This window comes from Paraburkholderia sp. IW21 (assembly GCF_041321145.1).
Classification (GTDB): domain Bacteria; phylum Pseudomonadota; class Gammaproteobacteria; order Burkholderiales; family Burkholderiaceae; genus Paraburkholderia.
Genome location: NZ_JBGGWA010000001.1, coordinates 644,638 through 671,595, shown reverse-complemented (window position 1 = coordinate 671,595; position 26,958 = coordinate 644,638). Strand labels below are relative to the sequence as shown.

Annotated in this window: 24 protein-coding genes; 8 read left to right on the top strand and 16 right to left on the bottom strand. The window is 59.9% G+C overall.

What is annotated here, in order from left to right; all coding sequences use genetic code 11:
• Positions 1-175 precede the first annotated feature (175 nt).
• From ACAX43_RS02900 to ACAX43_RS02875, 6 genes are all read right to left on the bottom strand, one after another.
• On the bottom strand, positions 176-1,606 hold the full coding sequence (locus ACAX43_RS02900) for an amidase (protein WP_370706902.1): 1,431 nt from the start codon (positions 1,604-1,606) through the stop codon (positions 176-178).
• Between the two features lie 69 nt (positions 1,607-1,675).
• Complete coding sequence (locus tag ACAX43_RS02895; protein WP_370706901.1) at positions 1,676-2,827, bottom strand: epoxide hydrolase family protein; 1,152 nt, start codon at positions 2,825-2,827, stop codon at positions 1,676-1,678.
• Between the two features lie 2 nt (positions 2,828-2,829).
• Positions 2,830-3,558: an amino acid ABC transporter ATP-binding protein gene (locus ACAX43_RS02890; RefSeq protein ID WP_370706900.1), complete on the bottom strand. Its 729-nt coding sequence runs from the start codon at positions 3,556-3,558 to the stop codon at positions 2,830-2,832.
• Positions 3,536-4,270 (bottom strand): amino acid ABC transporter permease, encoded by a 735-nt coding sequence (locus tag ACAX43_RS02885; RefSeq protein WP_370706899.1) that lies wholly within the window; start codon positions 4,268-4,270, stop codon positions 3,536-3,538. Before ACAX43_RS02885 ends, ACAX43_RS02890 begins: the two co-directional genes overlap by 23 nt.
• A 3-nt stretch (positions 4,271-4,273) precedes the next feature.
• Entirely contained in the window at positions 4,274-4,945 is a 672-nt protein-coding gene (locus ACAX43_RS02880) for an amino acid ABC transporter permease (RefSeq protein ID WP_370707092.1), read from the bottom strand.
• Between the two features lie 64 nt (positions 4,946-5,009).
• Positions 5,010-5,837, bottom strand: a complete 828-nt coding sequence (locus tag ACAX43_RS02875; protein ID WP_370706898.1) for an ABC transporter substrate-binding protein — start codon at positions 5,835-5,837, stop codon at positions 5,010-5,012.
• Positions 5,838-6,193: 356 nt separating this feature from the next.
• On the opposite strand from ACAX43_RS02875, the gene ACAX43_RS02870 reads away from it, so the two are divergent.
• The 5 genes from ACAX43_RS02870 (at position 6,194) to ACAX43_RS02850 (ending at position 11,688) form a co-directional block, all read left to right on the top strand.
• On the top strand, positions 6,194-7,498 hold the full coding sequence (locus ACAX43_RS02870; protein ID WP_370706897.1) for an aminotransferase class V-fold PLP-dependent enzyme: 1,305 nt from the start codon (positions 6,194-6,196) through the stop codon (positions 7,496-7,498).
• 71 nt (positions 7,499-7,569) lie between these two features.
• Positions 7,570-8,493 (top strand): LysR family transcriptional regulator, encoded by a 924-nt coding sequence (locus tag ACAX43_RS02865; RefSeq protein ID WP_370706896.1) that lies wholly within the window; start codon positions 7,570-7,572, stop codon positions 8,491-8,493.
• 365 nt (positions 8,494-8,858) lie between these two features.
• Entirely contained in the window at positions 8,859-9,269 is a 411-nt protein-coding gene (locus ACAX43_RS02860; RefSeq protein ID WP_370706895.1) for a hemerythrin domain-containing protein, read from the top strand.
• Positions 9,270-9,770: 501 nt separating this feature from the next.
• Positions 9,771-10,427, top strand: a complete 657-nt coding sequence (locus ACAX43_RS02855; protein WP_370707091.1) for a peroxiredoxin — start codon at positions 9,771-9,773, stop codon at positions 10,425-10,427.
• 190 nt (positions 10,428-10,617) lie between these two features.
• Positions 10,618-11,688 carry a rhodanese-like domain-containing protein gene (locus tag ACAX43_RS02850; RefSeq protein ID WP_370707090.1) on the top strand — a complete coding sequence of 357 codons (1,071 nt, stop codon included), beginning with the start codon at positions 10,618-10,620 and terminating at the stop codon, positions 11,686-11,688.
• 29 nt (positions 11,689-11,717) lie between these two features.
• On the opposite strand, the gene ACAX43_RS02845 is transcribed toward ACAX43_RS02850, so the two are convergent.
• Genes ACAX43_RS02845 through ACAX43_RS02830 form a run of 4 tightly spaced genes read right to left on the bottom strand, consistent with a single transcriptional unit; the run spans position 11,718 to position 16,819 of the window.
• Positions 11,718-12,965: an MFS transporter gene (locus ACAX43_RS02845; protein ID WP_370707089.1), complete on the bottom strand. Its 1,248-nt coding sequence runs from the start codon at positions 12,963-12,965 to the stop codon at positions 11,718-11,720.
• A 13-nt stretch (positions 12,966-12,978) separates the two neighbouring features.
• Positions 12,979-13,533: a GAF domain-containing protein gene (locus tag ACAX43_RS02840; protein ID WP_370706894.1), complete on the bottom strand. Its 555-nt coding sequence runs from the start codon at positions 13,531-13,533 to the stop codon at positions 12,979-12,981.
• A 31-nt stretch (positions 13,534-13,564) separates the two neighbouring features.
• Positions 13,565-14,986, bottom strand: a complete 1,422-nt coding sequence (locus tag ACAX43_RS02835) for an MFS transporter (RefSeq protein ID WP_370706893.1) — start codon at positions 14,984-14,986, stop codon at positions 13,565-13,567.
• A 48-nt stretch (positions 14,987-15,034) separates the two neighbouring features.
• Complete coding sequence (locus ACAX43_RS02830) at positions 15,035-16,819, bottom strand: gamma-glutamyltransferase family protein (RefSeq protein WP_370706892.1); 1,785 nt, start codon at positions 16,817-16,819, stop codon at positions 15,035-15,037.
• A gap of 229 nt (positions 16,820-17,048) precedes the next feature.
• Between ACAX43_RS02830 and ACAX43_RS02825 the strand changes: the two genes are divergently transcribed.
• Positions 17,049-17,726, top strand: a complete 678-nt coding sequence (locus ACAX43_RS02825) for a FadR/GntR family transcriptional regulator (RefSeq protein ID WP_370707088.1) — start codon at positions 17,049-17,051, stop codon at positions 17,724-17,726.
• 47 nt (positions 17,727-17,773) lie between these two features.
• Here ACAX43_RS02825 and ACAX43_RS02820 read toward each other — a convergent pair whose 3' ends face one another.
• The 4 genes from ACAX43_RS02820 to ACAX43_RS02805 are packed head-to-tail and all read right to left on the bottom strand — an operon-like array spanning position 17,774 to position 21,268.
• Positions 17,774-19,066, bottom strand: a complete 1,293-nt coding sequence (locus ACAX43_RS02820; RefSeq protein WP_370706891.1) for an NAD(P)/FAD-dependent oxidoreductase — start codon at positions 19,064-19,066, stop codon at positions 17,774-17,776.
• Positions 19,063-19,821, bottom strand: coding sequence for an amino acid ABC transporter ATP-binding protein (locus tag ACAX43_RS02815; protein ID WP_370706890.1), 759 nt, complete (start codon positions 19,819-19,821; stop codon positions 19,063-19,065). The genes ACAX43_RS02820 and ACAX43_RS02815 overlap by 4 nt, the downstream gene beginning before the upstream one ends.
• Complete coding sequence (locus ACAX43_RS02810) at positions 19,818-20,474, bottom strand: amino acid ABC transporter permease (RefSeq protein WP_370706889.1); 657 nt, start codon at positions 20,472-20,474, stop codon at positions 19,818-19,820. Before ACAX43_RS02810 ends, ACAX43_RS02815 begins: the two co-directional genes overlap by 4 nt.
• A gap of 29 nt (positions 20,475-20,503) precedes the next feature.
• Entirely contained in the window at positions 20,504-21,268 is a 765-nt protein-coding gene (locus ACAX43_RS02805; protein ID WP_370707087.1) for a substrate-binding periplasmic protein, read from the bottom strand.
• Positions 21,269-21,421: 153 nt separating this feature from the next.
• On the opposite strand from ACAX43_RS02805, the gene ACAX43_RS02800 reads away from it, so the two are divergent.
• On the top strand, positions 21,422-22,246 hold the full coding sequence (locus ACAX43_RS02800; protein WP_370706888.1) for an IclR family transcriptional regulator: 825 nt from the start codon (positions 21,422-21,424) through the stop codon (positions 22,244-22,246).
• 216 nt (positions 22,247-22,462) lie between these two features.
• On the opposite strand, the gene ACAX43_RS02795 is transcribed toward ACAX43_RS02800, so the two are convergent.
• Entirely contained in the window at positions 22,463-23,713 is a 1,251-nt protein-coding gene (locus ACAX43_RS02795) for a cytochrome-c peroxidase (protein ID WP_370706887.1), read from the bottom strand.
• Positions 23,714-23,722: 9 nt separating this feature from the next.
• Positions 23,723-24,946 carry an alkaline phosphatase family protein gene (locus ACAX43_RS02790; RefSeq protein ID WP_370706886.1) on the bottom strand — a complete coding sequence of 408 codons (1,224 nt, stop codon included), beginning with the start codon at positions 24,944-24,946 and terminating at the stop codon, positions 23,723-23,725.
• Between the two features lie 502 nt (positions 24,947-25,448).
• Between ACAX43_RS02790 and ACAX43_RS02785 the strand changes: the two genes are divergently transcribed.
• Entirely contained in the window at positions 25,449-26,957 is a 1,509-nt protein-coding gene (locus tag ACAX43_RS02785; protein ID WP_370706885.1) for an MFS transporter, read from the top strand.
• Position 26,958: the final 1 nt, after the last annotated feature.

Genomic DNA, 26,958 nt, shown 5'->3' with positions numbered 1-26,958 from the left:
GCGGCATTCAGCGCCGCTTCGATGCGCGCACTGCAACCGTTCCTGTCTTGTGCGGGGCACATTGCATCATCCTCGATCGGCGAACGAGCGGTTCGTGTCATGCCACGCTCTGATTACGCAACGACGGAGTTGAGGGCACGCGTCTCATTGACTGCTCCTGTAGCGAAACATCACGTCAAGACTGTCCATACGCGGGCCAGGTGTCGCGGTGAACAGTTCCGTGACGGTGGATAAAAGGCATGGACGGATGCTGCAAATGCCATGCGGTCACGCGTTGATATGCTGCGGCGATGGTCAGCAGTCTTTCTTCATCAAAGCGCCGCCCGATCAATTGCGCACCGATTGGCAGGCCGCTTGACGAAAAGCCGATACAGAACGACAGCGCCGGGTGACCGGTGACATTGAAAGGCACACGCATCTGGTTGGCCGACCGGTTGACGGCCTCTTCGTCTGCAAGCAAAGCGGCCGTATGCGCGGAGACTCCCGCAACCAATACATCCGACGTTTCCAGCATTCGATCGATCTGCTCCGTGAGAACATGTTGCTGCCTTTTCGCTTCCGCGTATTCCTGCGCCGGCACCGAAGCCCCTTTTAGAAGCGCGTCGCGGCAGCGAGCGCCGTAGCGCTCAGGTGCCTGCGCAAGAAAGTCGCGATGGACCGTGTACGCCTCGACGCGCAGAAGCGTCGAGCCACACTGTCGAAACGACTCGAGATCGCCAGCCTCGACTTCCTCCAGCACGGCGCCGAGTCGAGCGATCTCGTTCGCGGCTGAAGCGATCGCGGAACGTGTCTCTTCGCTCGCGACGATATCGCGGCTATGGAAATGTGCGAGCAGGCCGACCCGTAGACCGCGTAACGGCACGCTTTCCCCCGCGCGCGCGAGCACTGACCGCTTTGCGCCATGCTTTAGAGCGCTGAGGACAAGTGCACAGTCTTCAGCGCTGCGCGTCATCAAGCCGACATGGTCCAGCGATGGCGCCAGCGGAAATACGCCTTCCCGACTGAGCAGATCGTAAGTCGGTTTAAGACCAACCACGCCGCACATCGCGGCGGGATTCCGGATGGAGCCCGCTGTGTCGGTGCCGATCGTCAGCGGCACCTGACATGCGGCCAGTGCGACGCCGCAGCCGCTCGACGAGCCGCCGGGCGTGCGTTCGATGTCCCACGGGTTGCGCGCAGGTGGCCACGGCAACCTGTCCGACGGCGAACCAATGCCGAACTCCTCCAAGGTCAATTTCCCGATCAGGATGGCACCCGCGGCGCGCAGTCGACGCGTCACGTCAGCGTCCCGCTTCGCAACGTGATGGCGCAAGACGGCGGACTGCGCAGAGGTCGTCTTGCCCTCGACGTCGATCAGATCCTTGACCGCAAACGGCAACCCGTGAAGCGGCCCGGCAACTTCGCCGCGCGCCATGCGCTTGTCCGCTTCACGAGCGGCGGCGAGCACGTCGTCACGGTAGACCTCGAGAAAGGCGTGCAGCGTGTTGTTTTCCGCGTCGATCGCATCCAGTGAAGCCGACACGTACTCGAGCGCGGACAATTCCTTTCTGGCGATCAGTTGTTGCGCTTCCGTGGCACTCAGGAAGCGAAGCGTGTTATCGGTCATGGGATGTGAGTTACACGATTGAGCGGAATGATTGCGAAACCTGTTCAGATGCCCCCTCGCGGGTCATTTTCACTTTCGCAACGGTCTAAAGAAAGTACGGATGTCCTCTGCGAGTTGCTCAGGCGCCTCCATCGCGGCGAAATGCCCACCGCGCGGCAGGGTCGTCCAGTGCGTCAGATTGAACGCGCGTTCTACCCAACTGCGCGGCGGCAATGGCAATTCGCGTGGCAGACGCACGATGCCGCACGGAGGCAGTATGCGCTGGCCAGGCTGCAGATGAAACGGCGCGGCGCGTGATTCGTTGTAGAAGCGAAGCGACGAGTGAACCGTATTGGTGAGCCAGTAAACCATGACATTGGTCAGCAACTCGTCTTTGCTCAGCACCTCATCGGGCCTCGCGTCACAATCACTCCAGCTCTGGAATTTTTCGAGCAGCCACGCGGCAAGACCCGTGGGCGAATCGGTCAGCCCATACGCGAGCGTTTGCGGTTTTGTGCTCTGGATCGCGATATAGGCGCCTTCGGCATCGCGCCACTTCGCAACACGATCCAGATACGCAGTCTCTTCTTCGGTCAACGGCGGCGTGCCGGAACTGAGGTCGGGACGAAAGCCGGTGGAAACGTAGTTCAGGTGAATGCCGATCAGGCGCTCCGGATGGCGCAAACCCAGCGCGGAACTGATCCACGAGCCCCAGTCACCGCCCTGAGCGCAGAAACGTTCGTAACCGAGCGCTGCCATCAGCTCTGCCCAGAGGTCGGCGACCGCGAACACGTTGGTTCCGCGCCGCAGCGGCCGTTCAGAAAAACCATAGCCGGGAATGGACGGAACGACAACCGAAAACGCATCTGCCGGGTCACCGCCATGCGCTCCGGGATCGGTCAGCAGCGGAAGTATCTTCAGCATCTCCACGAAGCTGCCAGGCCATCCGTGCGTCATGATCAACGGCAGCGGCGCCGGCCCCTGCCCCGGCTGATGGATGAAATGAATGGCTGGCCCATCACCGCGGTACTGGTAGTGAGGCAGTGCGTTCAGCCGTTTTTCCTGCGCTCGCCAGTCGTATGTCTCACGCCAGTAACGATGCAGTTCCTGCATGAACTGAAGATCGGTACCGAAGCTCCAGCCCGCGTCGTCCAACTCATCGGGCCAGCGAACCTGATCGAGTTTCGTCATCAAGGAGGCCAGTTCCGCGTCGTCTACGTGTATCTGGAATCGATTAATCATGGCTAGTGTGACCTTAGATCCGACAGGAAAGCTTTCGCCCTGGCGTGCTGAGGGGCGCTGAAAAACTCAGCGGGAGAGTTTTCTTCGAGGATGACGCCCTTATCCATGAACCACACACGGTCGCTCACCTCACGTGCGAAACCCATTTCGTGCGTCACGCAGACCATGGTCATCCCGTCACGGGCCAGTGACCGCATGACGTTCAAAACTTCGCCCACCATTTCAGGATCGAGCGCGCTCGTCGGCTCGTCAAAGAGCATGACGGGCGGGTTCATCGCGAGCGCCCGGGCAATCGCAACGCGTTGCTGCTGACCGCCGGACAATTGATGCGGATAGGCGGAGGCCTTATTTGTAAGGCCCACGCGAGCGAGCAGCGCCATCGCCTGCTCTTTCACGTCGGCGGTTCGCTTCTTCGAGACCCTGACTGGCGCGAGGCACACGTTTTCAAGCGCGGACAGATGCGGAAACAGATTGAACGACTGAAACACAAAGCCGATGCCGCTGCGGAAATCGTTGATACGCAGTCCGGGCGCATGAATGTCCTGATCGTTTACGTGGATGGTGCCTGACTGGATTTCCTCCAGCCGGTTAATCGTCCGAATCAACGTGGATTTTCCCGAGCCAGAAGGACCGCAAACGACCACCACCTCCCCATTGCTGACTTCCGCGGTCACGTCAGCGAGTGCCTGGTACTCCCCATACCACTTGTTAACCTTCGAGAATCGAATCACTTTCAATGCTCCTTTGCGGCACCGCCTTCGGCGAACGCTTGCGCGTGACATTGCGCTCCAGATAATTTGCGGACTTCGTGAGCACGAAGCAGACCACGAAATAGACGACGACCAGAATCAGAAACACCGGGAACGGGCTTGTCAGCAGGCTGTTGTTGACCTGGTTCGCTTCGAATGTCAGTTCCTGTACGCTGATCACGTAGCCAATCGATGTTTCCTTGATGAGCGACACGAACTGGCTGATGATGCTGGGAACCATGTTGTACAGAGCCTGCGGCAGGACGACCCAGAAGTGCGTTTTCCAGTACCCCAGCCCTAGCGCACGCGAAGCTTCGACTTGCCCTTTCGGAAGCGCTTCGACTCCCGCACGAATCACTTCCGACAGATAGGCCGACTCATAAACAACCAGCGTACAGATCAACGCCGTAAAGGCCGTGACGCTGTGCCCCACCAGAATGGGAACAAGGAAGTATCCCCAGAAGACGAACATCACCAGCGGAATGCCGCGCACGACATACACCAGCACGGTCGAAGCCACGTAGAAGAGCCTGATCGGCGACATTCTGCACAGCGCGATCGCAACGCTCAGCGGGAAAGAAAACCCGAGCCCCATGACGGAGAGAATGAGCGTGAGCGCCAGTCCTCCAAGCGGTCCATTGGGAAATTGCCCGACGAGAAGAAGCAAGCCATATTCGTGAACGATTCCGGACATGTTTTATCTCGCCTTCATCTGGATGCGTTTGCCGATCAGGGCGCCCAATCCCATCAAGCCGAGCGACGCAGCAAGATAGAACGCCGTTGCGACCGCGTAGGCCTCAAAGGTCCTGAACGTCTCGTTCTCGATCTGACGAACCACATAAGTCATCTCCGCCGCGCCAATCGCCATCGCAAGACTCGTGTCCTTGAACATCATCACCGTGTGATTGATAAAGGCAGGAAGCGCGCTTCTGACGGCCTGCGGAAATGTCACAAAACGCAGCGTCGCGAAGAAGCCCAGACCCAGCGATCTTGATGCCTCGTACTGACCGTGATGAACCGAACGCAGGCCGCTGCGAATGTCTTCCGAAAAGAACGCCGACATACACAGGCCGATGGCAATCGATGCATAGATCAACTCGCCATCGTGCGCGTTAACCCAGGATTGGGCGGCATCGGGCAGAAGCGTCGGCACCCCGAAATACCAAAGAAGAATCTGCGCAAGCAAGGGAACGTTCTGGTGGTAAGAAACAAAGGCGGCAACGCCCTTGGTCACCACGGAAATTCCCGCAGCGCGCAAGACGGCCAGGACCGTTCCCAGTCCGATGGCAAGCAGCCAGCTCGCGGCTGTCAGCTTCAAGGTTTTGATCGCTGCGCACAGCAGCAGATGTGCGAAAGGCCCAGCGAACACTGCGCCGAAATCGAGGTGATCGAACACGCTTTACTCCTTCCGTCGGCAGTCGCCGCTTGATGGATCAGCCCGGAATAGGTGCGTCAACGAAGTCCCGTTTCATCTTGTAGGACGACGCGGCACCGAGCCACTTGTCGAAGATTTGTTGCGACTGTCCCGACGACTCCATTTTTTCGAGCGCATGGTTGACGGCTTCCACCAGTTTTGGCTCGTCCTTTTTCATTCCCAGCCCCCAGTACTCGCGCGCAACCGGTGGTGACAGGATGGCAATCTTGTTCGCGTTGGGGCCAAGCCGTTCGATGAAGCGATGCATGATGCTTTCCGACATCACATAGCCGTCGACCTTCTTCTGGGCCAGCGCCATGAAGGCAGAAGGCGCATCGTCGTAACTCACGAGCTGCGCCGTCGGAAGCACATGCTGCACCGTGGGAATATCACTCGATCCCTTGACGGTGCTGATCCGTTTTCCAGCCAGATCATTGACCGTGTGGTTTGCGCTTCCGGCCGACGTCGCTATCACTTCGTTGCTGACGAAGTAAATGTTTGAGAAAGCGATTTGCTGCGCACGCTGAGGGTTGAACGTAAGCGTGGCAGTGAGAATGTCCACTCGCCCTTGCGTCAACTCCGGAATGCGCGCTTCGAGAGACAGCGCTTTCAGCTCCGGTTTGACGCCTAGCTGTTTCGCCACGCCTTTGCAGAAATCGACGTCATATCCGACGATTTCGCGCGTGTCGGGGTTCTGAAAACCAAACGGGGGGTTGTTGCTGACGATGCCGCACATCAGCGTGCCGCGCGTCTTGATGTCGGCGAGCTGGTCGGCCTGCGCGACGCCCGGCCCGATCAGCGACACAACGAATACAGCCGCGCCTATGCAAGCAATGAGACGATTCATCTGACTATCTCCAAGGTTTTATAAATACGGTCGGCGCAGCGCTTCAAGCGGTTTTCGGGGAAGGCTGGCTACCGGAAACGCATTGTTCCATGCAAAAAAAATGTCAGAAACCGATATTTTTATATGTGTCGAGATCGCTTTTTTGCATGTATGTTGGCGGTCGCAAGCATGCGCGTGCGGACTGCACGAACCGACCGTTCATCTGCGTGCCGCGTCTTGAGCACGCGCTGCACACTCGAATAAAAGCGATGGAAATTCATTCAAAAAAATCGCTTTTCGTCAGACTGTCGAGCGCTTATCGTCCGCTGCATATTCGTGAGAGTGGCTTACGAATAACCGACCTCAAGGGATAAGCAATGGAGAACGCCGACGGCCAACTCTTCGACGATGCACTGCTGCGCGTCGTCAAGGAGAAGTTTCACCATGTTGATTCAGACTTCACCGGCCGCAAACGGCTCTACTTCGACAATGCCGGCGGTTCGTTCCGTTTGAAGAAAGCGATCGAGCGATTCGCGGAGGTCGACTCGACGCCAGATAACCCCGAGCGAGTGCATGAAATTGCGTGCGAATTGCAGGAGATCGAACAGCGTGGAGTCGAAGACGCCCGGCTGATTTTCAATGCGTCGGAAGGAACGGTTTACGCGTCGCTGACCGCTTCGGGTGCCATCTTTCAGATGGTCGGGACAATAGCGGGCGCCGTCCCCGGGAACAACCTCGTCACGACTGTGCTGGAACATCCGTGTTCATTCGATGCGATGAGTCTCTATGCCGGAAAACTGGGCAAGGAACTACGTGTGGCGAAGAGCAACCCGGTGACAGGCGGAGTCGACGTCGCAGACATCATCCGCCTGATCGATGCAGACACTTGTCTGCTAAGCGTCATCTACGCTTCCAATATCACTGGCGCCAAGCTTGATCTCGAACGGATCGTGCGGGAAGCACGCGCCATCAAGCCGGATCTGTACATCGTCGTCGATGCGGTACAGCACGCTCCGCATGGCGTGATCGACTTGCAGAAGACACCCGTCGACGGCATCAGCTTCGCACCGTATAAATTCTTTGGATGCAGGGGTTCGGGGATTTCGTGGCTTTCGCCTCGCGCGGCCACGCTTCCCCATCACAAGCTCGCGGCAAAACCCGCGGACTTCTGGGACCTGGGTAGCGCGGCCCCCGCGCAATTCGCGGTCGTCAGTGAGATTGTCGATTACGTATGCTGGATCGGCGACCAGTTCGAATCGTCGTCCGATCGCCGAACGCGATATGTCGCAGGCATGCGGGCGATCGGACTTCATGAGCGCGCGCTGCTGTCGAGACTACTCAATGGAACCGGAACGCTGCGTGGACTTCGCAGGCTTGCGCGCGTGAGTGTACTGGTCGATCATGAGGACCTTACCCGACGCGATCTGATTCTCGCAGTGGCATTCGACGACATTGCCGAAGTAGACGCGGTAAGAGAATATGAACGGCGCGGCGTCATCGTCTACGAACGCGTTTCGACCAGCCTGTATTCCAGACGGATGCTCGAATCATTCGGGCTGAAGGGTGCCATCCGTATCTCGCCGTTGCACTGCAACTCGCCGGACGATATCGACACTTTCCTTCGCGTCACGGCGGATATCGCAGAAAGCGCCGCTTTAAGGACCGGTGCGACGCAAGTTTGACAGCGCGAACCAAGCGGAAAGTTATGTTACCGTGAGCGATAGCATCTTCTGAACGCATACATTGGACCGGTATGTTCACTTTCAAGCAAATGGAAGCGCTGTACTGGATCGTTCAGCTAGGCTCGTTCGAGGCCGCTGCCGGCAAACTGAATTCGAGCCAGTCGGCGATTTCGAAGCGCATCCACGAACTCGAGTCGACGTTTGATTTCGCGGTGTTCGACAGAACGTCGCGTACCGCGCGGATTACCGAAAAGGGAAACGAGCTGTTCGAGTATGCGAAGGAGTTGCTGGGGAGACGCGACGAGATCGTCGAGCGCGTGAGTGCGAACGAGGTCCTCGTGCGGCGCATCCGTATCGGTGTCACCGAACTGACCGCGCTAACCTGGTTGCCACGCCTGATATCGGCTATCCGCGACGCGTATCCTAAGGTGATCGTCGAGGCGGAAGTGGATCTGAGCGTCACGCTAAGGGAACGCCTCGCGGCCGATACCGTTGATCTGATCATCGTGCCCGAGGCGTTTTCCAACGAGCGGTTTGTCAGCGTACCGGTCGGAAAGGCCGAGCACGCATGGATGTACTCGCCGTCGCGGTATGCGGGAAAGAACACTATTCCGCTTGCAGAGATTGCTCAATTTCCGCTGCTTCTACAAGGCAATCTGTCGGGAGCGGGACTTACCTATGCGCGGTTTCTCTCCGAGAATCATGTGAGCCTCACCAAAGTACTGACTGTCAATAATCTTGTCGCTCAGGTCGGCTTAACGGTCGCGGGAATGGGAGTAAGTCACTTGCCGAAATCCTGCCTGAACTACATGATTTCGGCGGGCGCGCTGAAAATTATCAGAACCCGGCCCGCTCTTCCCCCGATCCAGTACGTTGCGCTTCATCGAGGGGAACACATCTATTCACTGTGCAATCAGGTCGCGCAACTGGCTGAGGAACACTGCGACTTCAGTGTCAATATTCTGGACCCACGAGCGACTCCATCTGCCAGCTGATTTTCGACGCCGCTGCGCGATCGACGATCGAGCCGCGTTGCGATGCGCGCGTCGATCTGACCCGGCGTTACGAGCCATTGCGCGCCCACTCGGGATGCAACCGACGCGCACCCCATCTAAAGTTTTCCGGCAAAGCTGCCGTAATACGATTGCCACATCAAATCGTGGGAGATGAGCACATCGATCAACCGACGCGCGCTGCGACGTTCGCGGCATCCAATATCAAACACGCTGCTTCTTACTGCGTCTGAAACGAGTGGTCCCTAAACACGATGTCGTTGTGCCATCTTCGACTCCAGATCGAACATGGTAAGCACGGTACCAAAACGCGTATTCCCCCTATTGCGTTGTTCGAGGAGAAAGGCATGAACATCGACAAGTTTAAGCATCAGCACATTGAGATCATGGAAGCCGTGGCCGAGTTGCGCAACCTGGTCAAGTCCGGTGTCGCAGAACACGCCGAGCAGATCGCGAGGAAAATCATCTCGATGAGCGGCATCATCAAGCTTCATTTATCGGTCGAAGATACAGTGCTGTATCCGGCGCTTCGAAAATCCAGAGACCCTCTGCATCTGGCATTGGGAAACAGGTACCAGTCCGAAATGGACGGTCTGGCCGCCGCTTATATGAAGTTCGCCGGGAAATGGTTGTCAGCCAGGCAAATCGCGGATGACGCCGACGGTTTCAAATACGATGCGAACGTCGTGTTCAAGGCGCTCCATGAGCGCATCCAGAAAGAAAATGCCGAACTGTACCCTGCGTTGGAACAGATATGAACGACTGGCGAAGTGCCTGATCCGTCATCGGTCCTGCGCGCACCGGCAGATAACATCAGACGCAAGCATGCGAGCAGGGGGGTGCGCACTCCCCCATGCCTGCTTTCTGATGTTGCAGCGCAGCGAACGGCCAGCATCAAGGTGGCAATCCAGGTCCAGGCCGAATCCAAAGTCCACGTCCTGTTGCTTGGGCGTCCGGGCGAACGTGTCGCCGCAACGGCGGATTCACCCTACAGTCTGCCTATGGCGAAAGTCGTTTTTGTTCTACGCTATATGTGCGACCCGCAGCGCGTCCCGATGTCTGTCCCGCATCACGGCTATTTGGGCGAGCCTCTGAATCTGCTGCGCACGCAGATGCGTCCTCCAGCGCGATACGGTGCAACCGGCTGGAGGGTGATCTCGAGTCAGACCGCTCGACACTGAATACCCAGCCGGCCCCGGGAGATGTCGCTCCGGCCGCGGCACTGGTACCCTGGTGCACCCACCCCATGGAGACTGATGATGTCAATTCGACTAGGAGAAGACGCTCCCGATTTCACTGCCGAAACCACCGAAGGAACGATCCGTTTTCACGAATGGATCGGCGACCATTGGGCGATCCTGTTTTCGCACCCAAAGGATTTCACGCCCGTTTGCACCACGGAACTCGGATACATGGCGGGCCTCAAGCCCGAATTCGATAAGCGCAACACGAAAATTATCGGACTCAGTATCGATCCCGTCAGTGACCACAAGGAATGGGTCAAGGATATCGCCCAGACGCAGGGCCACGAGGTCGACTATCCGTTGATCGGCGACCCGGACCTGACGGTCGCGAAGCTCTACGACATGATTCATCCCGAGGCGAGCGGCGGCGGCCCGCGCACCGCGGTGGACAACGCGACCGTACGCTCGGTGTTTCTCATCGGGCCGGACAAGAAGGTCAAAGCCATGCTCGTCTATCCGATGAGTGCAGGCCGCAATTTCGACGAAGTAATGCGGCTGCTCGATGCGCTGCAACTCAACGCGAAGCACTCGGTGGCGACCCCGGTGAACTGGAAGCCGGGTGAAGACGTGATCATTCCAACATCCGTTTCCAACGATGCCGCGATGCAAAAATATCCGCAGGGTTTCAAAACCGTGAAGCCTTACCTGCGGTACGTTGCGCAACCGAAGTAAAGCGCTCATTGATAGGAGCTGCGAGCGCCGGACAGTGGAAGTCCGGCGCCGGTGCGAGTCCGGGTGCATTCATGCGCCCGGCCCTCTGAACAGGCTGCGCCCAATTCGCCTGACTGCAGGACAGTTCGGCGACGCCCCATGGGCCGCCATCCCTAAGTGCTCGCAAAAGCGGGCCGCGGAGCGAATCGTGTTGATCTTCCGGCAGCTATTCGATCAGCAATCGTCAACCTACACGTATCTTCTCGCCGATAGCACAACACGAGAGGCTGTGCTGGTCGATCCGGTTTTCGAACAGGTGCGCCGGGATGCTGCCCTGATCGAAGAGCTTGAACTGCACTTGCTTTACACCATCGACACCCACGTCCACGCCGATCACGTGACCGGCGCATGGATGCTGAATCGCCGCACAGGCAGCCGGATTGCGATATCGGCTGCGAGCGGCGCCGAAGGCGCGGACCGCTATCTGAGCCATGGCGACAGGGTCGAGTTCGGCGCGAGGTACCTGGTGATACGCGCGACACCGGGTCATACCGATGGATGCATCACACTCGTACTCGACAACGAGACCATGGCGTTTACCGGCGATTGTCTGTTGATCAGGGGTACTGGCCGCACGGATTTCCAGGGCGGTGACGCGCACGCAATGTTTCGCGCGGTCCATAACCACATTTTTACGCTGCCCGCCGCGTGCCTGCTTTACCCGGCCCACGACTATCGCGGTTTGACGGTCACCAGTGTGGGCGAGGAGCGGCGCTTCAATCCCCGCCTTGGCGGTGAACTGTGTGAAGACGATTTCGCCGGATACATGACGAACCTGCACCTGCCGCATCCCAAGCAGATCGACGTCGCGGTGCCTGCGAACCTGAAATGCGGCCTGGCGGCGAGCTACCCCGCGCAAATGACGGAGCCCGATTGGGCGCCCCTGACATGCAGCTTTGCGGGTATCTGGGAAATCAATGCCCAGTGGCTCGAGGAAAACCTGCGTGCGGTCGAGATCGTCGACGTGCGCGAGCCCGGCGAGTTCGACGGACCGCTGGGGCGCATCCCCTCGGCCACGCTCATTTCATTGGGCGACCTGGCCGGGCGCGCCGCTGAACTCCCGAAGGAACGCCCGATCGTGACTGTCTGCCGGGCTGGCGGACGGTCGGCACAAGCCACGATCGTGCTGCGGCAGGCCGGATTCGAACGGGTTGCCAACCTTGCCGGCGGTATGCTTCGCTGGCGCGCAGAAGGCCGCGTCGTCGAAAACGGCAGCATGTAACGGTATCTTCGACTGACGTGGCGCGGTGCTTACCGCTGCGTGTCATACAGCCGATCAGGAACGAACAGCGCGGTTACGCCGCTTAAAAAGAAAACGCCACCGACCACAAGAAAGCCGATGCCGATTGAGAACTGGGTGGCGAGGTACCCGATGATGATAGGTGCCGCGCCCGAGAAGAAACGGCCGAAGTTGTAGGAGCCGCCCACGGCTGTGCCGCGGATGGCGGTCGTAAAGCTCTCGGACATAAAGGTGCCGATCACACCCAGCGGCACGCCGTACAGGAAGCCGAAGACGAGCATGAGATAGACAATGTTCTCGCGCGTATGCAAGAAGATGATCACGGGCAGAAAGAGTGCCGCGCCCACGCAGCCGAAGACATACACACCCCGCCGGCTCCAGCGATCGCCCACCCACCCGGCAATGATCTTTCCGATGAAGGCGACAACGAACGTGCCGATCATGTACCCCGCCATCGCGCTGAATTTGATATGCAGTTCCTTTTCCAGGTAAGTCGGCATCCAGTTGTTCAGGCCGTAAAACCCGGAAAGCGCGAAAACGGAAGCCAGGGTCCACAGAATGAACATCGTTCGTGATTGCCGATTACTGAAGATCACGTAGTAACGATTGTCTGGACGCCCACGTTCGCTCGTGCGGGCGGCGGCGGCGCGGCTTGCTTGCCAGCTTGCCGGTTCGGACACGGCAAATTTTATCGCCAGCGCCAGCAGCACAGGCAGCGCCGACACGTAGTAGAGCGTGCGCCAGCCGTAGTGCGGCAAAATCCAGTTGCTCAGTGCGATGACGACGATGTAGCCCGCCGAAATGCCGGTTTGCAAGGTTCCAAGAATCAACGACCGTCGTTCCGTCGGCACGTATTCGGCAACGAGTGTGGTGACGAGTACCATACAGCCGATGCCCAACGAACTGATAAACCGCACGACCGCGAATTCCAGAAAGTTGTGAGTGAACCCGAGCAGCCCCGCACCGATCGAAAAAAGCGCCAGCGCCCAGGCCACGACCCGCACGCGGCCCACGCGATCGCTCGCCCAGCCGCCCAGAATCCCGCCCATGGCCATGCCAACCAGCGTCAAACCGCCCAACGCGCCCGATTGGACATTGGTCAGTCCAAACTCGTTCTTGATTCGTGTGAGCGTCAAGCCGTACATCATCACATCTGCGCCATCCGCCACCAGCGCAAGGTAGCCGAGAATAAAGACCAGCACCCAGCGGCTCTGGACTTCGGAGGTCGTGGTCAAAGTTGACGTTCTTGTGGAAGCCATAGTCGTAGTGATGTCAGAGATGCGTAAAGCCGTCGGAGGATGTCGGATACCGCTTGAGCAGAGCGGGCGCAAGAAAACAGCCGATCAACAGGCCCATTTCCTCATGTCTGCGCGTGTACCAACCTTCTATATGAGTCAGGTTCATCGTGCCAACGCATACGCCGTCATACACGATCGGGATGTTCAGGATCGATCCCAGGCCCATGCCGGTCATCACTGCGTGATCGGCAAACGCCTCACGGATGCCTTGTGGCGTTTCTGCCCGGAACGGCTTGAAGTCCTGCAATATCTGTTCGGCCCATGCTGTGCCACGCTTCTGCTTACGTCCACCAAGCGGATAGACGTCGGGCATGTTGGTATAAACGCGTTCAACCTCGTGACGTTGTGCGTCGTAGGACATGATCGTGAACAACGTGAGCCCTATCGTGCTTGCCGCTACCGCATGCACTTCCCGGAAAATCTCCGCAGGCTGATCCTTCACCCGCATGGCCATGGCGAGACGTTCAAGGTCTGACAATTCCAGCGTTTGCTGATCTGGCGGCGTAGGCTCGATCCGGTTGCCTTGCATGGTCTATGTGAAAAAGTTGAGAAACGACGGATCAGCCGTGCATTTCGGTGGAATTGAGTGGGCCACGAACGTCCAGCGCCTGGCGGGCGCCGTCCACCTCGATGTCTTCGAGCGAGCGGTTGCGGGTTTCGATTCCCAGGAAGAAGACCATGCACGCCCCGATCAGCAGGACAGTCGTGGTCATTGCGAACACGCCCAGGAAACCGAGCGTGGGATAGACGAGGCCGACCAGGATGGGGGCGCTCACCGAGCCAATTCGGCCAAACGACGAAGACGATCCGGTACCGGTTGCACGCACCGCGGTGGGAAAGACCTCGGGGGTGTACGCATAGACTCCCGCGAACGCGCCATTCATGAAAAACGACAAGGCCATGCCGGCGACCATGATCTGGATGCCGGTGTGAGAAAACGCGAGCGTGATCGCCGCAATCCCGCCCAGCAGCATGTAGGACGCCACCACGCCCTTTCGACCGATCCGTTCATTGAGCCATGCCGCCGAGAAATAGCCCGGAATCTGCGCCCCATAGATCGCGATGGAATAGCCGAAGCTTTTCGTCATGGTGAGTCCCTCCTTGAGGAGCAGACTCGGAATCCATGAGAAGAACGAGTAATACGCAAACGCGACCGAAAACCACATCAGCCAGCTCACCGCGGTCGTGCGCGCGAGTCGCGGCGACCACAGCGTCAGCACGTTTTGCAATGCGCTTGCGTTTTTTGCGCCTGCGGGCGCCGATAGTGGAATCTCGCCGACGGAGGTAGTCGGCGCCAGATGGATTCCCCGCGCGGAAAACCATGACTCGATTTCACTCACGATACGGTTCGCTTCGGCAGTTCGACCCCGGCTTTCCAGCCAGCGCGGCGACTCGGGGAGCGTCCTGCGCCACCAGAGCAGCATGACGACCGGCAACGAAGTCACCACGGCCAGATATCGCCAGCCATCGGCAAAGTTGCGCACCACGGTGAAGCCGAGAATCGACGAACCCAGATAGCCGAACGACATGAAGCCGACCAGCGCGCCGCAGAAGATGCCCCGGTAACGCCGGGGCACGAACTCGGCCAGAAAGGGGGCGATCACCACAGTCTCCGCGCCTGAGCCAAAGCCCGCGACAATGCGCAACGCGAAAAACGTGTGCCAGTCAGTGGCGGTGGCGCTTGCGAGCGACGCGGCGCAGTAGATTGCAAGCGCCGTCATCATGATGCGACGGCGGCCGATGACATCGGCAAGCACACCCGAGAGGAAGGCCCCGAAGAAGTATCCGATATAGGTACTGCTCGCGACGAGGCCACTCTCGGCACTCGTCAGATGCCAAAGCTTGCTCACAACCGGCAGCAGGAACGCAAGTGACGATGAATCGAGTCCATCGAACAGATACCCCAGCCCACCGATGAGCAGAAGTTTGCGATGAAAGCCCGACAGGGGCAATCTCTCAAGACGGGCAGCGACAGCGGACACGGCGTTTTCTCCCCGAAGGAAACGGATGCGATCTTTAGGACGCGAAACTTATCGCCCGACAGCGTAGGCCTGCATCTGGCGCGGTGTTGCCGCGCCACGCATCAGTCCATTTCTGATCCCCACTGCGCAGACGCGGCCCAACGACCAGGGTTCAGCCACGGTCAGGTCGTGGCCACGCGCACGTAATTCGGCAAGCGTCTGTTCCGGAAAGCGGGACTCGGCGGACATCTTGCCGAGCTGCATCGCGCGTGGGTAAAACGAGCCGGGAAAGTGAGCCGTCTGGAACGACGGTGCTTCCGCGGCAGCCTGGAAGTTCATGCCGGCGTGCACGTGTCTGAGAAACAGCTGCATCGACCACTGATCCTGCTGGTCGCCGCCTGGCGTGCCGAAGGCCGCGTAGGGTTTGCCTTCGCGGGTGACGAGCGTTGGCGACAGCGTCGTGCGGGGGCGGCGTCCCGGGCCGAGCGACGACGGCAGGCCCTCCTCCATCCAGAACATCTGCGCGCGCGTGGTCACGTTGAACCCGAGACCGGGTACGACGGGCGACGCCTGCAGCCAGCCGCCCGATGGCGTCGCCGACACCATATTGCCCCAGCGATCCACGACGTCGAGATGAACCGTATCGCCGCGCAGCTCAGGCAGAGGGGCAAATGTCGGCTCGCCCTGGCCGAAGCCGCCGGACTGTTGCTTTCCCGCATTGGCCATGATTAGTTCGGCGCGCCGCTCGCTGTCGTCCAGCATGCCGGGCCGGAATTCGAACGACGCGCGGCCGGGATCGATCAGTCGACGGCGTTCGTTGTTATAGGCGTCGCTCAGCAGGACATCCATGGGCACCTGCGCGAACGTGGGGTCGCCGTAAAACACCTCGCGATCGGCGAATGCGAGCTTCGAGCATTCGATTATCGTGTGGACGAAATCCGGCCCCATCGGGTCCATGGCCGCAAGATCGAAGCCTTTGAGCAGCGCGAGCTGCTGCAGGAACATCGGCCCCTGCCCCCATGGACCCGTCTTGTGAACGCGGAAGCCTTCATAGTCGTAAGAGACAGGGTCTTCGTAGGACGGCTCCCAGCGCGCAAGATCGTCCGCATTGAGCAGGCCACGGTTACGCTGACCGGAGGTGTCGAGAACCGGCGTCGAGCGAAAATACTGGTCGATGGCGTCGGCCACGAATCCTCGATAAAAGGCTTCGCGGGCGCGTTCGCACTGCTCGGCACGGTCACTGCGTGTATTCGCTTCTTGCAGGATGCGTTTGTACGAGTGCGCAATCGCCGGATTCGCAAACAGCTGGTTCGGCATCGGCGCGTCGCCATTGCGCAGCCATTGCTCAGCCGAAGTGGGCCATTCAGTCTGGAAGAAATCCTTGATTGCCAGGATTGACGACGTCATTCGCGGGAGTACCGGATAGCCGTTTTCCGCATAGCCGATCGCGTAGCTCAACACGTCCTCGAGCGGCAGTTGGCCATAGTCGCGCAGCATGACCATCCAGGCGCCGAACGCGCCAGGCACCACGGCGGGCAACAAGCCTGTACCCGGAACGACTTCCAGCCCTAGCTCGCGCATGCGCGCGATCGTCATGGCCGCCGGCGTTACGCCCTGACCGCACAGCACGCGCACACGGTCTTCACGCGCGCTGTAGAACACGACCGGCAGTTCGCCGCCCGGACCATTCAGATGCGGTTCAACGATCTGCAGAACAAAACCGGCTGCAGCTGCCGCATCGAATGCATTCCCGCCTTTCTCCAGAACGGCCATCGCTGACGCGCTGGCCAGCCAGTGCGTCGACGCCACCATGCCGAATGTGCCGATCAGTTCCGGGCGGGTTGTAAACGACATGCACGACTCCTTGAGTAACGGCTGTAACGGCTGGCAACCAGCAACTGAACCAACGGACAAAGGTACAAACAACGCAACGTAACAGGGTACGGATAACGGCGACAGGCTTCACCCGGTGTTAACCCGACATTTTCCGAATGATACTGGATCAAAAATCCATCGACGATGATGTGACAGCTCGAATGATTCTGGTATGTTTGATACCAATGTTCATTGGTTCGAAAGGAAAATGGAAAAAAGAACGCTAGACAGACTGCGGGAATATATTGCCGACCATCAACTGAGGGACGGCGACGCGCTACCGCCCGAAAGAAAGCTCGCCGACGACCTGGGCGTCAGTCGAAGGGAACTGCGCTCGGCGCTCGCCTCACTGGAGGCGTCCGGCCAGGTATGGCGGGGGGTCGGCCGCGGCACGTATCTGGGTGCGCGACCGCTGAAGTTTGCCCCGACCCTGCGTGGACTTCGTGCTGGCGCCAGTCCGGCCGACATTGCAGAAATGCGCCTGCTATTCGAACCGGCACTCGCAGAGCTTGCTGCAACCAAAGCAAGCCGGGACGACTTGCTCGAACTCGAAAAATGCGCTCGGAAGAACGCTGCGGCCAAAAATGATGAAGAGTGGCAGCAATGGGATCATCGATTTCATTTGCTGATCGGACAAGCCACGCGTAATCCGGCGCTCATCGCGCTGATGGAAGTGATCAATGGCATGCGGGTCAAACCGGACGTGCGTGAGAAGACCTCTGCCCAGGAGACGCGGCAATACTTCGCCCAGCAGCATCAGGCTATCGTCAGCGCAATGAAAGCCCGCGATGGCGAATCAGCGGCCCGGTCCATGCGCGAGCATCTGCTGAGCGTTCAATGGCGCACGTCTGCAGGGCGAGACGATGCCGTTGATCGTAGCGTGTGATGTTTACGACAGGTTCCTTGTCCGGTTCCTACGTCTTCAACGTGTGTTCAGGACAACGCATCGAGCAGTCCATACCACGCCACGCCTGCACTGATATAGAACCGCTGCAAGGCGTGGAACGGCACCGGCTCGATCGAGGTCGGCGGAAGCGGTAAGCCGCGTGTCGTGCCGCCGATCAAAGCAGCCAGATGCTTTCCTAAAGTCGTCGCCATGGCAATGCCGCGTCCGTTGTAGCCGAGCGCGATCGTCATGCCTTCTGCCGGCAAATGCACGTGCGGCAAAAAATTTCGCGTAATGGCGATGCGGCCCGCCCAACGGTATTCGTACTCGACGTCCTTCAATTGTGGAAACATCAACTGGGCGGCCCGCTCGAGGTGCGCCCAATCCGCGGCGCTGCGCGGCTCGCGAAAGGGTCCGCGGCCGCCCATCAGCAGACGCCCACGCGCATCCTTGCGGAAATACAGCAGCAGGCGCCGCGAATCGGAAGCCACTTCGCCGCCGGGCAGAATCGTTGCGCCGACGTCGCCGGGCAGCGGCTTGGTCGCGACGATGAAGCTGTTCGCCGCGATCACCGATTGGGCGAGGCGCGGCCATAAGCCATCGGTATAGCCGTTGGTTGCCAGCAGAACCTGTTTCGAGTCGATGAGCGAACCGTGCGCCGTGCGAATCCGCCACCCTTGCGGGCCGCGCTCGACGCTGGCGGCACGAGTTCCGCTGTGAATCGCCACGCCCGCGGTTCGCGCCGCGCGCGCGAGGCCGCGTGCGTAACTCAACGGATGCACGCTGCCCGCGCGCCGGTCGACCCAGCCCCCAACGAATGCGTCCGTGCCGAGCCGCTTCGATATCTGTGCACGATCGAGCAGTTCGACCGGCGCACCGCGCAAATCCCACTGCCGCGCCCGGGCGTGAAGCGTGTCGAGCAATTTACTCGAATGGGTCGGCTGAATCCAGCCGGCGCGCGTCGCATGGCACTGAATGCCGTGGCGCTCGATCAGATCGAAAACGGCATCCGCCGCACCGCCCGCCATTCGTACGATTGCCTCGCCATCGCATGGACCATAGCGCCGGATGAGTTCGTCGGGATCATATTTCAGACCGGGAATCACCTGACCGCCATTGCGCCCGGATGCTCCCCAACCGGGCTCATTGGCGTCGATCACGCAAACCCTTAGGCCCTGTTCCGCCAAATGCAAAGCCGTCGACAAACCTGTGTAACCTGCGCCGACGATCGCGACGTCCACCGTCACCGAGCCGTCGAGCGGCGGCGTATCCATGGCGGGTTCCGCCGTGGCCGCCCAGAGTGACGGAGGCAATGGTTTTGCAACTTCAACCAGGCTCATGATGGTATTGAAATCCGGGGGGCTTCGGTAAGCGTCGGCATCTTGCCGAGAAACTCGCGTGTGCGAGGATTGCGCGGACGTTCGAACAGATCGGCCGCGGTCCCTTCCTCGTGGATCGCGCCGTCATGAAGAAAGCACACCCGGTCGGCCACTTCGCGCGCAAAACTCATTTCATGTGTCACGACGATCATTGTCATGCCGTCGTCGGCAAGCTGGCGCATGACGCCGAGCACTTCGCCGACCAGTTCCGGGTCGAGTGCCGAGGTGGGCTCGTCGAAGAGGATCGCTTTCGGTTCCATCGCCAGTGCGCGTGCAATCGCCACCCGCTGCTGCTGTCCGCCCGACAGCTCGGCCGGGTACGCGTCCATTCGATGCGCGAGGCCGACTTTGTCGAGCAGACGCCGCGCCCGCTCACGTGCCTGCGCACGCACTTCCTTCTTGACGAACAGAGGCCCCTCGAACACGTTTTCCAGCGCGGTTCGATGCGGAAACAGATTGAAACGCTGGAACACCATGCCGACCTGCGCGCGCAATTCGTGGATATGCTTCGACTTCGCGTCGACGGGGCTGCCTTCGACGGTGATCGTGCCGGCGTCATGCCGTTCCAGTCCGTTGATGCATCGAAGCAGCGTCGATTTGCCCGATCCCGACGGACCGATCAGACACACGACCTGGCCGCGTTCGACGTTCAGACTGACGCCCTTCAGCACGTGCTGATCGTGAAAGCGCTTGTGAATCGAGTCGACCTTGATCATCGTTTTCCCTTCAAGCCGAGGCGGCGTTCGAGCCGCCGCAAGCCATAGACGAGCGGCAGGCTGAGTCCGAGGTAAAGCAGCGCGACCAGCGTGAATACCGTCATGTTCTGAAACGTCGACGACGCAATGAGTTGTCCCGCGCGCGTCATTTCGGCAACCGTGATCGTCGAGGCAAGCGAAGAGTCCTTGAGCATCATCACAAGCGTATTGCCGTACGGCGGCAGCGCGATCCGGAATGCCTGCGGCAAGACCACACGCCGCATGATCATCACGCCGCGCATGCCAATGGACTGCGCCGCTTCGATCTGCCCGTGATCGACCGCCTGAATGCCCGCGCGAAAGTTCTCTGCCTGATACACCGAGTACGCGACGCCCAGACCGATAAAACCCGCCTGAAACGCCGACAACTGCACACCGAGATCGGGCAGCACAAAATAGATGTAGAACAGCTGAACGATGATGGGCAGCCCGCGGATCACATTGATAAAAGTCGCGGCGGCGTGCGAGACGACGCGGTTGTCGGACACGCGCATCAGCGCGAGCACGAGACCGAGCACCGTGCTCAGAATGAACGAGCAGAAGGTGATCTCGATCGTGACAACCGCGCCTTTCAGCAGGATGGGCAGAAACTCGATGGCGCTCTGGAAGAACATGGCGGGCAGTCCTTATTCCGAAACCGACGTCATTCCACCTGCCACTTCTTGACGATCTCAGCCAACGTCCCGTCGGTCTTGATCTTTTTAATGCCGGCATTCAACTGCTCGAGCGTGGCCGTGTCGCCTTTACGCACGACGAAACACACCTGGCCTTTCACCGACGGTTGATATCCGCTGACAAGGCGCAATTGCGGATTCGGGTTGTGCTGAAGCTGATACGCCAGAATCGGATGGTCGCCGAAGCCCGCCTTGATGCGGCCGAGCGCGACGTCGCGCATGATGTCGGCGACTGAATCGTAGGTACGCACTTCCTTGAAGATGCCTTTCTTGTTCAACGCGTCGACAAACGCGGTGCCGACCTGCGCGCCGACCACCTCGCCCTTGAGGTCGTCCATCGACGTGTAATGGCCTTTATCGTCGGCGCGCACGATCAGGCCTTCGCCATAGGAGTACACGGTGTCGGAGAAATCGACGATCTTCTCGCGCGCCGCCGTCTTCAGCATGGCCGCCGAGATGATGTCGATCTTCTTCGTGGTCAGCGACGGAATCAGTGAGGAAAACGTGGTCTGCTCAATGTTCACGTCGAAACCCGCAGCCTTGCCCGTCGCGGTAATCGCATCGACCAGAAGACCCTGGATTGAATTGCTTTTCACATCGAGAAAGGTAAACGGCACACCGGTGGCCGTCGCGCCGACCTGGTACGTGGTGGCGGCCACCGATAAGGCCGGCGCACCGGCAAGCAGCAATCCTGTTGCAACGACACCGGCGAAGCGTTTGGCGAACTGGAACATGAGTCTCTCCACGAGTTGGCGACGGCCGATCGGAATATCGGTAACCGTCAGTTTTGCCATGATATTCGAGTCAAAAATATCGAACAACGAAATTTGTGTATCGATATTCGATATGTTAGAGTTGCTGACAAGCTAAAGCAATTAGGTGATTCCATGACACGCAAGACGCTCAGCGCACAGCCGGAAGGGCCGCCGGAGCTGGAGGAAACGCCGGACGCGTTGTTTAACCAGTCGTTGGAGAAAGGGATCGCGGTGCTGCGTGCGTTCAGCGCACAGCGCAGGTCGATGACGCTGCCGGAAGTCGCGGAAGCCACATCCATCACCAAAAGCTCCGCGCAGCGCATGATCTACACGCTGGAGAAGCTCGGCTATGTGAGAAAGCATCCGCGTACGAGGCGCTATCAACTGGCACCGCGTGTCATGCAGATCGGTTTCAACTACCTCGCCGCCGACACGCTGATCGACGTCGCCAACCCGTTTCTGTCCGAACTCACCAATGTCACCGGCGAGTCGACCAATCTGACCGAGCCCGATGGCGTCGACATGGTCTATGTGGCACGGTTCGTCTGCACGAAGTTCGTGCCGATTCACATGCCGATCGGCAGCCGCATTCCGATGTATTGCACGGCTTCCGGACGGGCGTATCTGGCAGCGCTTCCGGAAAACGAGTCACGCGCGCTGCTGCTGGCGAGCGATCGCGTCGCGCATACGCAGTACACCGTCACGGATCTCGACGAGATCGAGACCTGTCTCGCGCTTGGGCGGCGCAATGGCTACACGTCGAACCGCGAGGAACTGTTTATCGGCGATATGACGATCGCGGCGCCCGTGCTCGACGGAGAGCGCCGACCGGTCGGCGCGGTGCACGTCGTCGCGCCGACGAGCCGGTGGACGCCGGCGGAAGCGGAGACACGGTTGGCACCTGCAGTGATCGATTGCGCACGCGGGATCAGCAACTCAATCCGGAACCTTGCCTGAGGGCAAGCAACTTTTGATTGGCTTTCCTACGCGCACGCCATGATGGTGAATACGTCTTCATCACGGGCAATGCCGTGGAACATCGCGCCGTTACCCAGCGTCATCGCCGCACAGAATCACTTGTGCGCCGAGCGCCTCGGACTCATCAAAGCAGCGTGAGCGAAGGCGTGGCGCTTCCGATATTTTCGACTACGCGGTGTGATCCGTCTCCGGCCGCTATCTTTTGTACCCGTCGTTCAGCGTCACGAGAAATGCGGCGACGTCGGCGATGTCCTGCTCCGTCCAGACCGGACGCTCACCTTGTTTGCGCGTGAGCGGTTCGTCGAGTGTATCCACGTTGACACGCATGGCGACCGGCAAGTCGTCGAATTTATCGACCTTGCCGTGGCGATCGGTCGGATACCACTTCGCGGGGCTGGTGTCGCGCTGCACGTAGAAGCGCAGCGCTTCCTTCAGTGTGTGGAAGCGGCCATTGTGGAAGAACACCTGGCGCGTCGCCGTATTGCGCAACGAGGGCGTCTTGAACAGCCCGCAATTGCGTTTGTCGGCTGACTGATCGGTACGCACGGGCCCGCATAGGCCCATATCGAAGTACTTGGGATCCGCGTTCACATGCAACGCCGGATTGCGCGGTACACCGAGCGCCTGGAAGTTGAAGTCGGTGAAAAGCGGATGCGAGCCGTCGGCGCCCAGCTGGTCGATGTGGCAGGACGCGCAGTTGCCCGCAGCCGGATCGTCGAATAGCTTCTTGCCGCGCAGTTCGCGTGCCGTCAGTTGGACCTTCCCGTCGAGGTAGTCATCGAACTTGCTCGTGTACGGGTGAAAGCTCGGATCTTCAAGTTCGAAGCGCTCGATCGCGTACATCGCCTGCGTGAAGGCCTTGGTGCGATCGGTGAAAATGTTCTGGCCGAACACTTCCTTAAAGCGCGCCGCGTAAGGCGCGTGCTCCAGTTTCGCAAGCACCGCCGCCGGGTCCTGGTTAGCCATCTCGTTCGGATTGAACAACGGGAAACTCGCCTGATCGTGCAGATGGTCAAAGCGCCCATCCCAACCGAAACCGCCAACCGGCGCGTCGTCCGTTTCACTCAAGCGCTCAGACATGCTGGCCGCTTGCGCGTGGCTCCACATCGGCGTGCGGTTCAGCACGTAGCGCAGGCTCGGTACGGCGCGCGTGCCTTGCGAACGCATGTCCCGGCCGCCCAGTTGCGCGGCCAGCCCATTGGGCGGCCCATACGCGTGCGACGGGCTATGACAGCTCGCGCACGACATCTTGCCCGAGGCCGACAACGACGCATCGAAGAACATCAGCTTGCCGAGCGCCGCGGCATCGCTGTAGACGGGCTTGGCGTCGGCCGGCGCCGCCGCTGCCGCTTTCTCGAACGGCAGCAGTGCGGTACTGAGCAGCGCGGCGAGCGCCGCCCATCGCGTGACGGAGCGCGCGGCAAATTGCTTTGCGAAAAACGGCATCGCGTCGCTTTACAGGTTAGTGAAGATGTCGTTGCCGAATCCGACCAGACCGGCCTGCCCCGCATAACCCAAATGGTCCAGCTGGAAGATGTCCTCGATGCTCTTGAGCATCGAGTAGTGGTTGTACGGCACCGTCGACACCGTGCCCGGCTTGATGAACTTCGAGATCATCACCGCACCGGTCTGGTCGCCGCCGAAACTTTGCTTGGTCAGATTGATCGTCATACCCTTGTACGACAGCGACGAGGTCTGCGGGAACGCCGGCAGATTCGGGCCCGGTTGCTGGCTGCAGCAGGTTGCGCCAGCGAAGGTCAGCTCCGTTTTCCCTGCCGAAGGCTGAGTCACCGTCGCGTAACTGCTTTCGTCGAAGTTGATGATCAGCAGACCGTCCTGCTGAAATGCCGGTGAACCCGTGATGATCGGCACCCACTTCTGCAGAAACGTGTTCGCGCTCGTCAGGCCGCCCGGCTGGCCGTTCACGCACGGTGCGTCGTGACCGTCGTCGCACAGGTTCGGCGTGATCAGGTTGAAGTTCGCGGTAGTCGAGATCGATTGCAGATCGGTCGTGAGCTTGTTCAGGTTCACGACGTTCTGGCCGCAGTCCGACGAATCGATGATCGAGTGGAAGTACATGAACGGGTTGTGACGCGTCGCGTATTGATCGCCAAGCGGCACCGCTGCGCTCGGCGCTTCGGCCGCCTGGGTCAGGTCGGTCGTGTTGAGCGTCGGGTGGCCGCACGTGGCAGATTCGCGCGTCGGGTCGTTGCCCATGTCGCCTTCATAGCCCTTCCACGTCAAACCAGCGGCCTTCAGCTGGTCCGGCAGCGTCTTGATGCTGGCCGGATACACACAGCCCGAACCAATCGCCTGGCCGTCCGCCGTCACGCCTGTTAGCTTGACGTCCTGGTAGATCGGGCAATCGTTATCCGTTTCCGGCGTCGGCGCCTGACCGCTGATCATCGAGATGTAGTTATCGAGACTCACATGCCCCGTGCCGTAGTACTGCTGCACCATCGCGCCCTGCGAAACCAGCGTCTGCGACAGGTAAGGCGCCTTGCTGTTCGCGCCGAAGGTGGTCGCGTAGTTTTCATTTTCGAGCGTGATAACGAAAACATGCCTGATCTGTTGCTGGCCGGCCGTATGCGTCGTCGCCCCGCAAGCCGCGACAATGATTCCAGCGACGACAGCAGAAATGGCAGCGAAAAGTGCGCGCATCCAGGTGCGTTTTGACATTCTTTTCCCTTTTAATTGTGTTTTCCTGATCTGATCGGATCGAAATATCCATTCCTTATTTTGGATACCGAATCAAATCATATTGAATCGATGGACATGTAATTGCCGTGCGAACGGTTTGCATTAAGCCAGCGTATTCCGCAGCCGGGGACCGCTGTTTTTAGTGCAAGGCGAGGCTATCACGGCAGGTTCAACCTCACGTAGTCCGTCTCGACTAGGGGGAAACGACGACCAATAGCGCACCACGCCCCGATTCCGGCGCGCGGCGTTGACGCACCGTCCGATGCGGGACGGCTTGGCGTGGAATCGGAGGGGCGTAAGTTTCACCCAAGGGGAAACCCGTATAATCGATAACAAGAGGTCAGACAACCATAAGACACAATAGTCGTCAGGACCCGAAGGCCCGCACCCTGCCATGCGGCGCCTACCTTGAAACGCTCTTTCCTTCAGATCCGTGAATCCGACTGCGACTGCCCTGCCTTTCCGAAATGCCCTCCTGGCGATGCTCGGCATCGGCCTCGTCAACATGCTGGTCGCACTCGACCAGACCGTCGTCAGCACCGCGCTGCCTTCGATCGTCGCCGAGCTGCAAGGCTTCGAGTACTACGCGTGGATCGCCAGCGCTTACCTGCTGGCGTCGGTGGTGACTGTCCCCGTGTTCGGCCGTCTCGGCGACTATTTCGGCCGCAAGCGTTTCGTGATCGCCGCAGTCATCACGTTCACGGTGGCGTCGGTGCTCTGCGGCGTCGCGAACGACATGCTGTTTCTCGTGATCGCGCGCGGCTTGCAAGGGGTCGGCGGCGGGATGATGGTCGGCACGGCGTTCGCCTCGATACCGGACCTCTTTCCCGATCCGCGGGCACGGGTTCGCTGGCAGGTGGTGATGGCGGCCGCGTACGGCATCGGCACCGCGGCGGGGCCGTCGCTGGGCGGCTGGATGAGCGAGCATTGGGGCTGGCGCTCCACCTTTCTGATCAACCTGCCGGTCGGCGCCGCGGCACTCTATTTCATCTGGGCGCATCTGCCCAACTTCCGGCGCCCGCACGAGGGCGAGGTCAAGATCGACTGGCTCGGCGCGGCGCTGGTCGCCGCCGTATTGGGCGGCCTGCAAGCCTTCATCGAAGCGGTGCCGAAAGAGGGTCTGACAGCCGGCAACCTGGCGCTGGCGGCGTTCGTGATCGTGGGCGCCGGCGCGTTGCTGGTGTGCGAGAAACGCGCCACGCATCCGATCATTCCGCTCGACCTGTTCAAGGATGCGCAACTCGTCACGCTGTTCACGCTAGGCCTGCTGTCGGGCTTCGTGATGTTCTCGTTGATCTTCTTTGCGCCGCTTCTGTTGCAAGGCGGCTTCGGGCTGTCGCCGCAACAAGCCGGTCTGCTCGCTACGCCGATTGCCGCCTGCATCGCGCTCGGCAGCCTGCTGAATACGCGCATCGTCATTCACATGAAGAAGCCGACGCGGATCCTGTCGATCGGTTTCGCGCTGCTGCTGTTCGCGTCGATCGCGTTGGCGTTCGCCAATCCGCAGACGCCGCACGTGTGGATCGAATTGCCGATGGCAGCCGTCGGTATCGGTTTGGGGTTCATCCTGAACAATCTGAATGTGTTCGGCCAGGAGATTGCCGGGCGCGAACGGTTTGGCATCACGACGGCGCTGCTGCAGTCCACGCGGATGGTAGGCGGGATGTTGGGCACCAGCATTGTCGGGACTGTGGTATCGCACCACTATCGCGACGTGGTTACGCGCACGATGAGCGTGCTCGGCGAGCCGGCTGCGTCGCAATGGCGGCCGCGCTTCGTCGATCTGCGCATCCTGATCGACGAAGCGGCGCGCCTGAAGCTGATTGCGGATATGAAGCCGTCAGGGCTCGATACGCTCGCGCTGATCGACACAGCGCGCGATGCGCTGGTGCAGTCGATTCATATCGGCGTGTGGCTGACGGCGGTGGCGGCGCTTGCCGCGGCGTTGCTCGTGCAGCGCATCTCGCACGTCGTGTTTCGCCGCGGTTGAA

What these genes read in the sequence shown, in the direction of transcription:
- ACAX43_RS02895 (WP_370706901.1), bottom strand. Translation starts at nt 2,827, where the DNA reads ATGATTAATCGATTCCAGATACACGTAGACGACGCGGAACTGGCCTCC.
- ACAX43_RS02795 (WP_370706887.1), bottom strand. Translation starts at nt 23,713, where the DNA reads ATGCCGTTTTTCGCAAAGCAATTTGCCGCGCGCTCCGTCACGCGATGG.
- ACAX43_RS02870 (WP_370706897.1), top strand. Translation starts at nt 6,194, where the DNA reads ATGGAGAACGCCGACGGCCAACTCTTCGACGATGCACTGCTGCGCGTC.
- ACAX43_RS02875 (WP_370706898.1), bottom strand. Translation starts at nt 5,837, where the DNA reads ATGAATCGTCTCATTGCTTGCATAGGCGCGGCTGTATTCGTTGTGTCG.
- ACAX43_RS02820 (WP_370706891.1), bottom strand. Translation starts at nt 19,066, where the DNA reads ATGAGCCTGGTTGAAGTTGCAAAACCATTGCCTCCGTCACTCTGGGCG.
- ACAX43_RS02805 (WP_370707087.1), bottom strand. Translation starts at nt 21,268, where the DNA reads ATGTTCCAGTTCGCCAAACGCTTCGCCGGTGTCGTTGCAACAGGATTG.
- ACAX43_RS02800 (WP_370706888.1), top strand. Translation starts at nt 21,422, where the DNA reads ATGACACGCAAGACGCTCAGCGCACAGCCGGAAGGGCCGCCGGAGCTG.
- ACAX43_RS02790 (WP_370706886.1), bottom strand. Translation starts at nt 24,946, where the DNA reads ATGTCAAAACGCACCTGGATGCGCGCACTTTTCGCTGCCATTTCTGCT.
- ACAX43_RS02825 (WP_370707088.1), top strand. Translation starts at nt 17,049, where the DNA reads ATGGAAAAAAGAACGCTAGACAGACTGCGGGAATATATTGCCGACCAT.
- ACAX43_RS02815 (WP_370706890.1), bottom strand. Translation starts at nt 19,821, where the DNA reads ATGATCAAGGTCGACTCGATTCACAAGCGCTTTCACGATCAGCACGTG.
- ACAX43_RS02860 (WP_370706895.1), top strand. Translation starts at nt 8,859, where the DNA reads ATGAACATCGACAAGTTTAAGCATCAGCACATTGAGATCATGGAAGCC.
- ACAX43_RS02855 (WP_370707091.1), top strand. Translation starts at nt 9,771, where the DNA reads ATGTCAATTCGACTAGGAGAAGACGCTCCCGATTTCACTGCCGAAACC.
- ACAX43_RS02830 (WP_370706892.1), bottom strand. Translation starts at nt 16,819, where the DNA reads ATGTCGTTTACAACCCGCCCGGAACTGATCGGCACATTCGGCATGGTG.
- ACAX43_RS02865 (WP_370706896.1), top strand. Translation starts at nt 7,570, where the DNA reads ATGTTCACTTTCAAGCAAATGGAAGCGCTGTACTGGATCGTTCAGCTA.
- ACAX43_RS02900 (WP_370706902.1), bottom strand. Translation starts at nt 1,606, where the DNA reads ATGACCGATAACACGCTTCGCTTCCTGAGTGCCACGGAAGCGCAACAA.
- ACAX43_RS02810 (WP_370706889.1), bottom strand. Translation starts at nt 20,474, where the DNA reads ATGTTCTTCCAGAGCGCCATCGAGTTTCTGCCCATCCTGCTGAAAGGC.
- ACAX43_RS02885 (WP_370706899.1), bottom strand. Translation starts at nt 4,270, where the DNA reads ATGTCCGGAATCGTTCACGAATATGGCTTGCTTCTTCTCGTCGGGCAA.
- ACAX43_RS02785 (WP_370706885.1), top strand. Translation starts at nt 25,449, where the DNA reads ATGCTCGGCATCGGCCTCGTCAACATGCTGGTCGCACTCGACCAGACC.
- ACAX43_RS02840 (WP_370706894.1), bottom strand. Translation starts at nt 13,533, where the DNA reads ATGCAAGGCAACCGGATCGAGCCTACGCCGCCAGATCAGCAAACGCTG.
- ACAX43_RS02845 (WP_370707089.1), bottom strand. Translation starts at nt 12,965, where the DNA reads ATGGCTTCCACAAGAACGTCAACTTTGACCACGACCTCCGAAGTCCAG.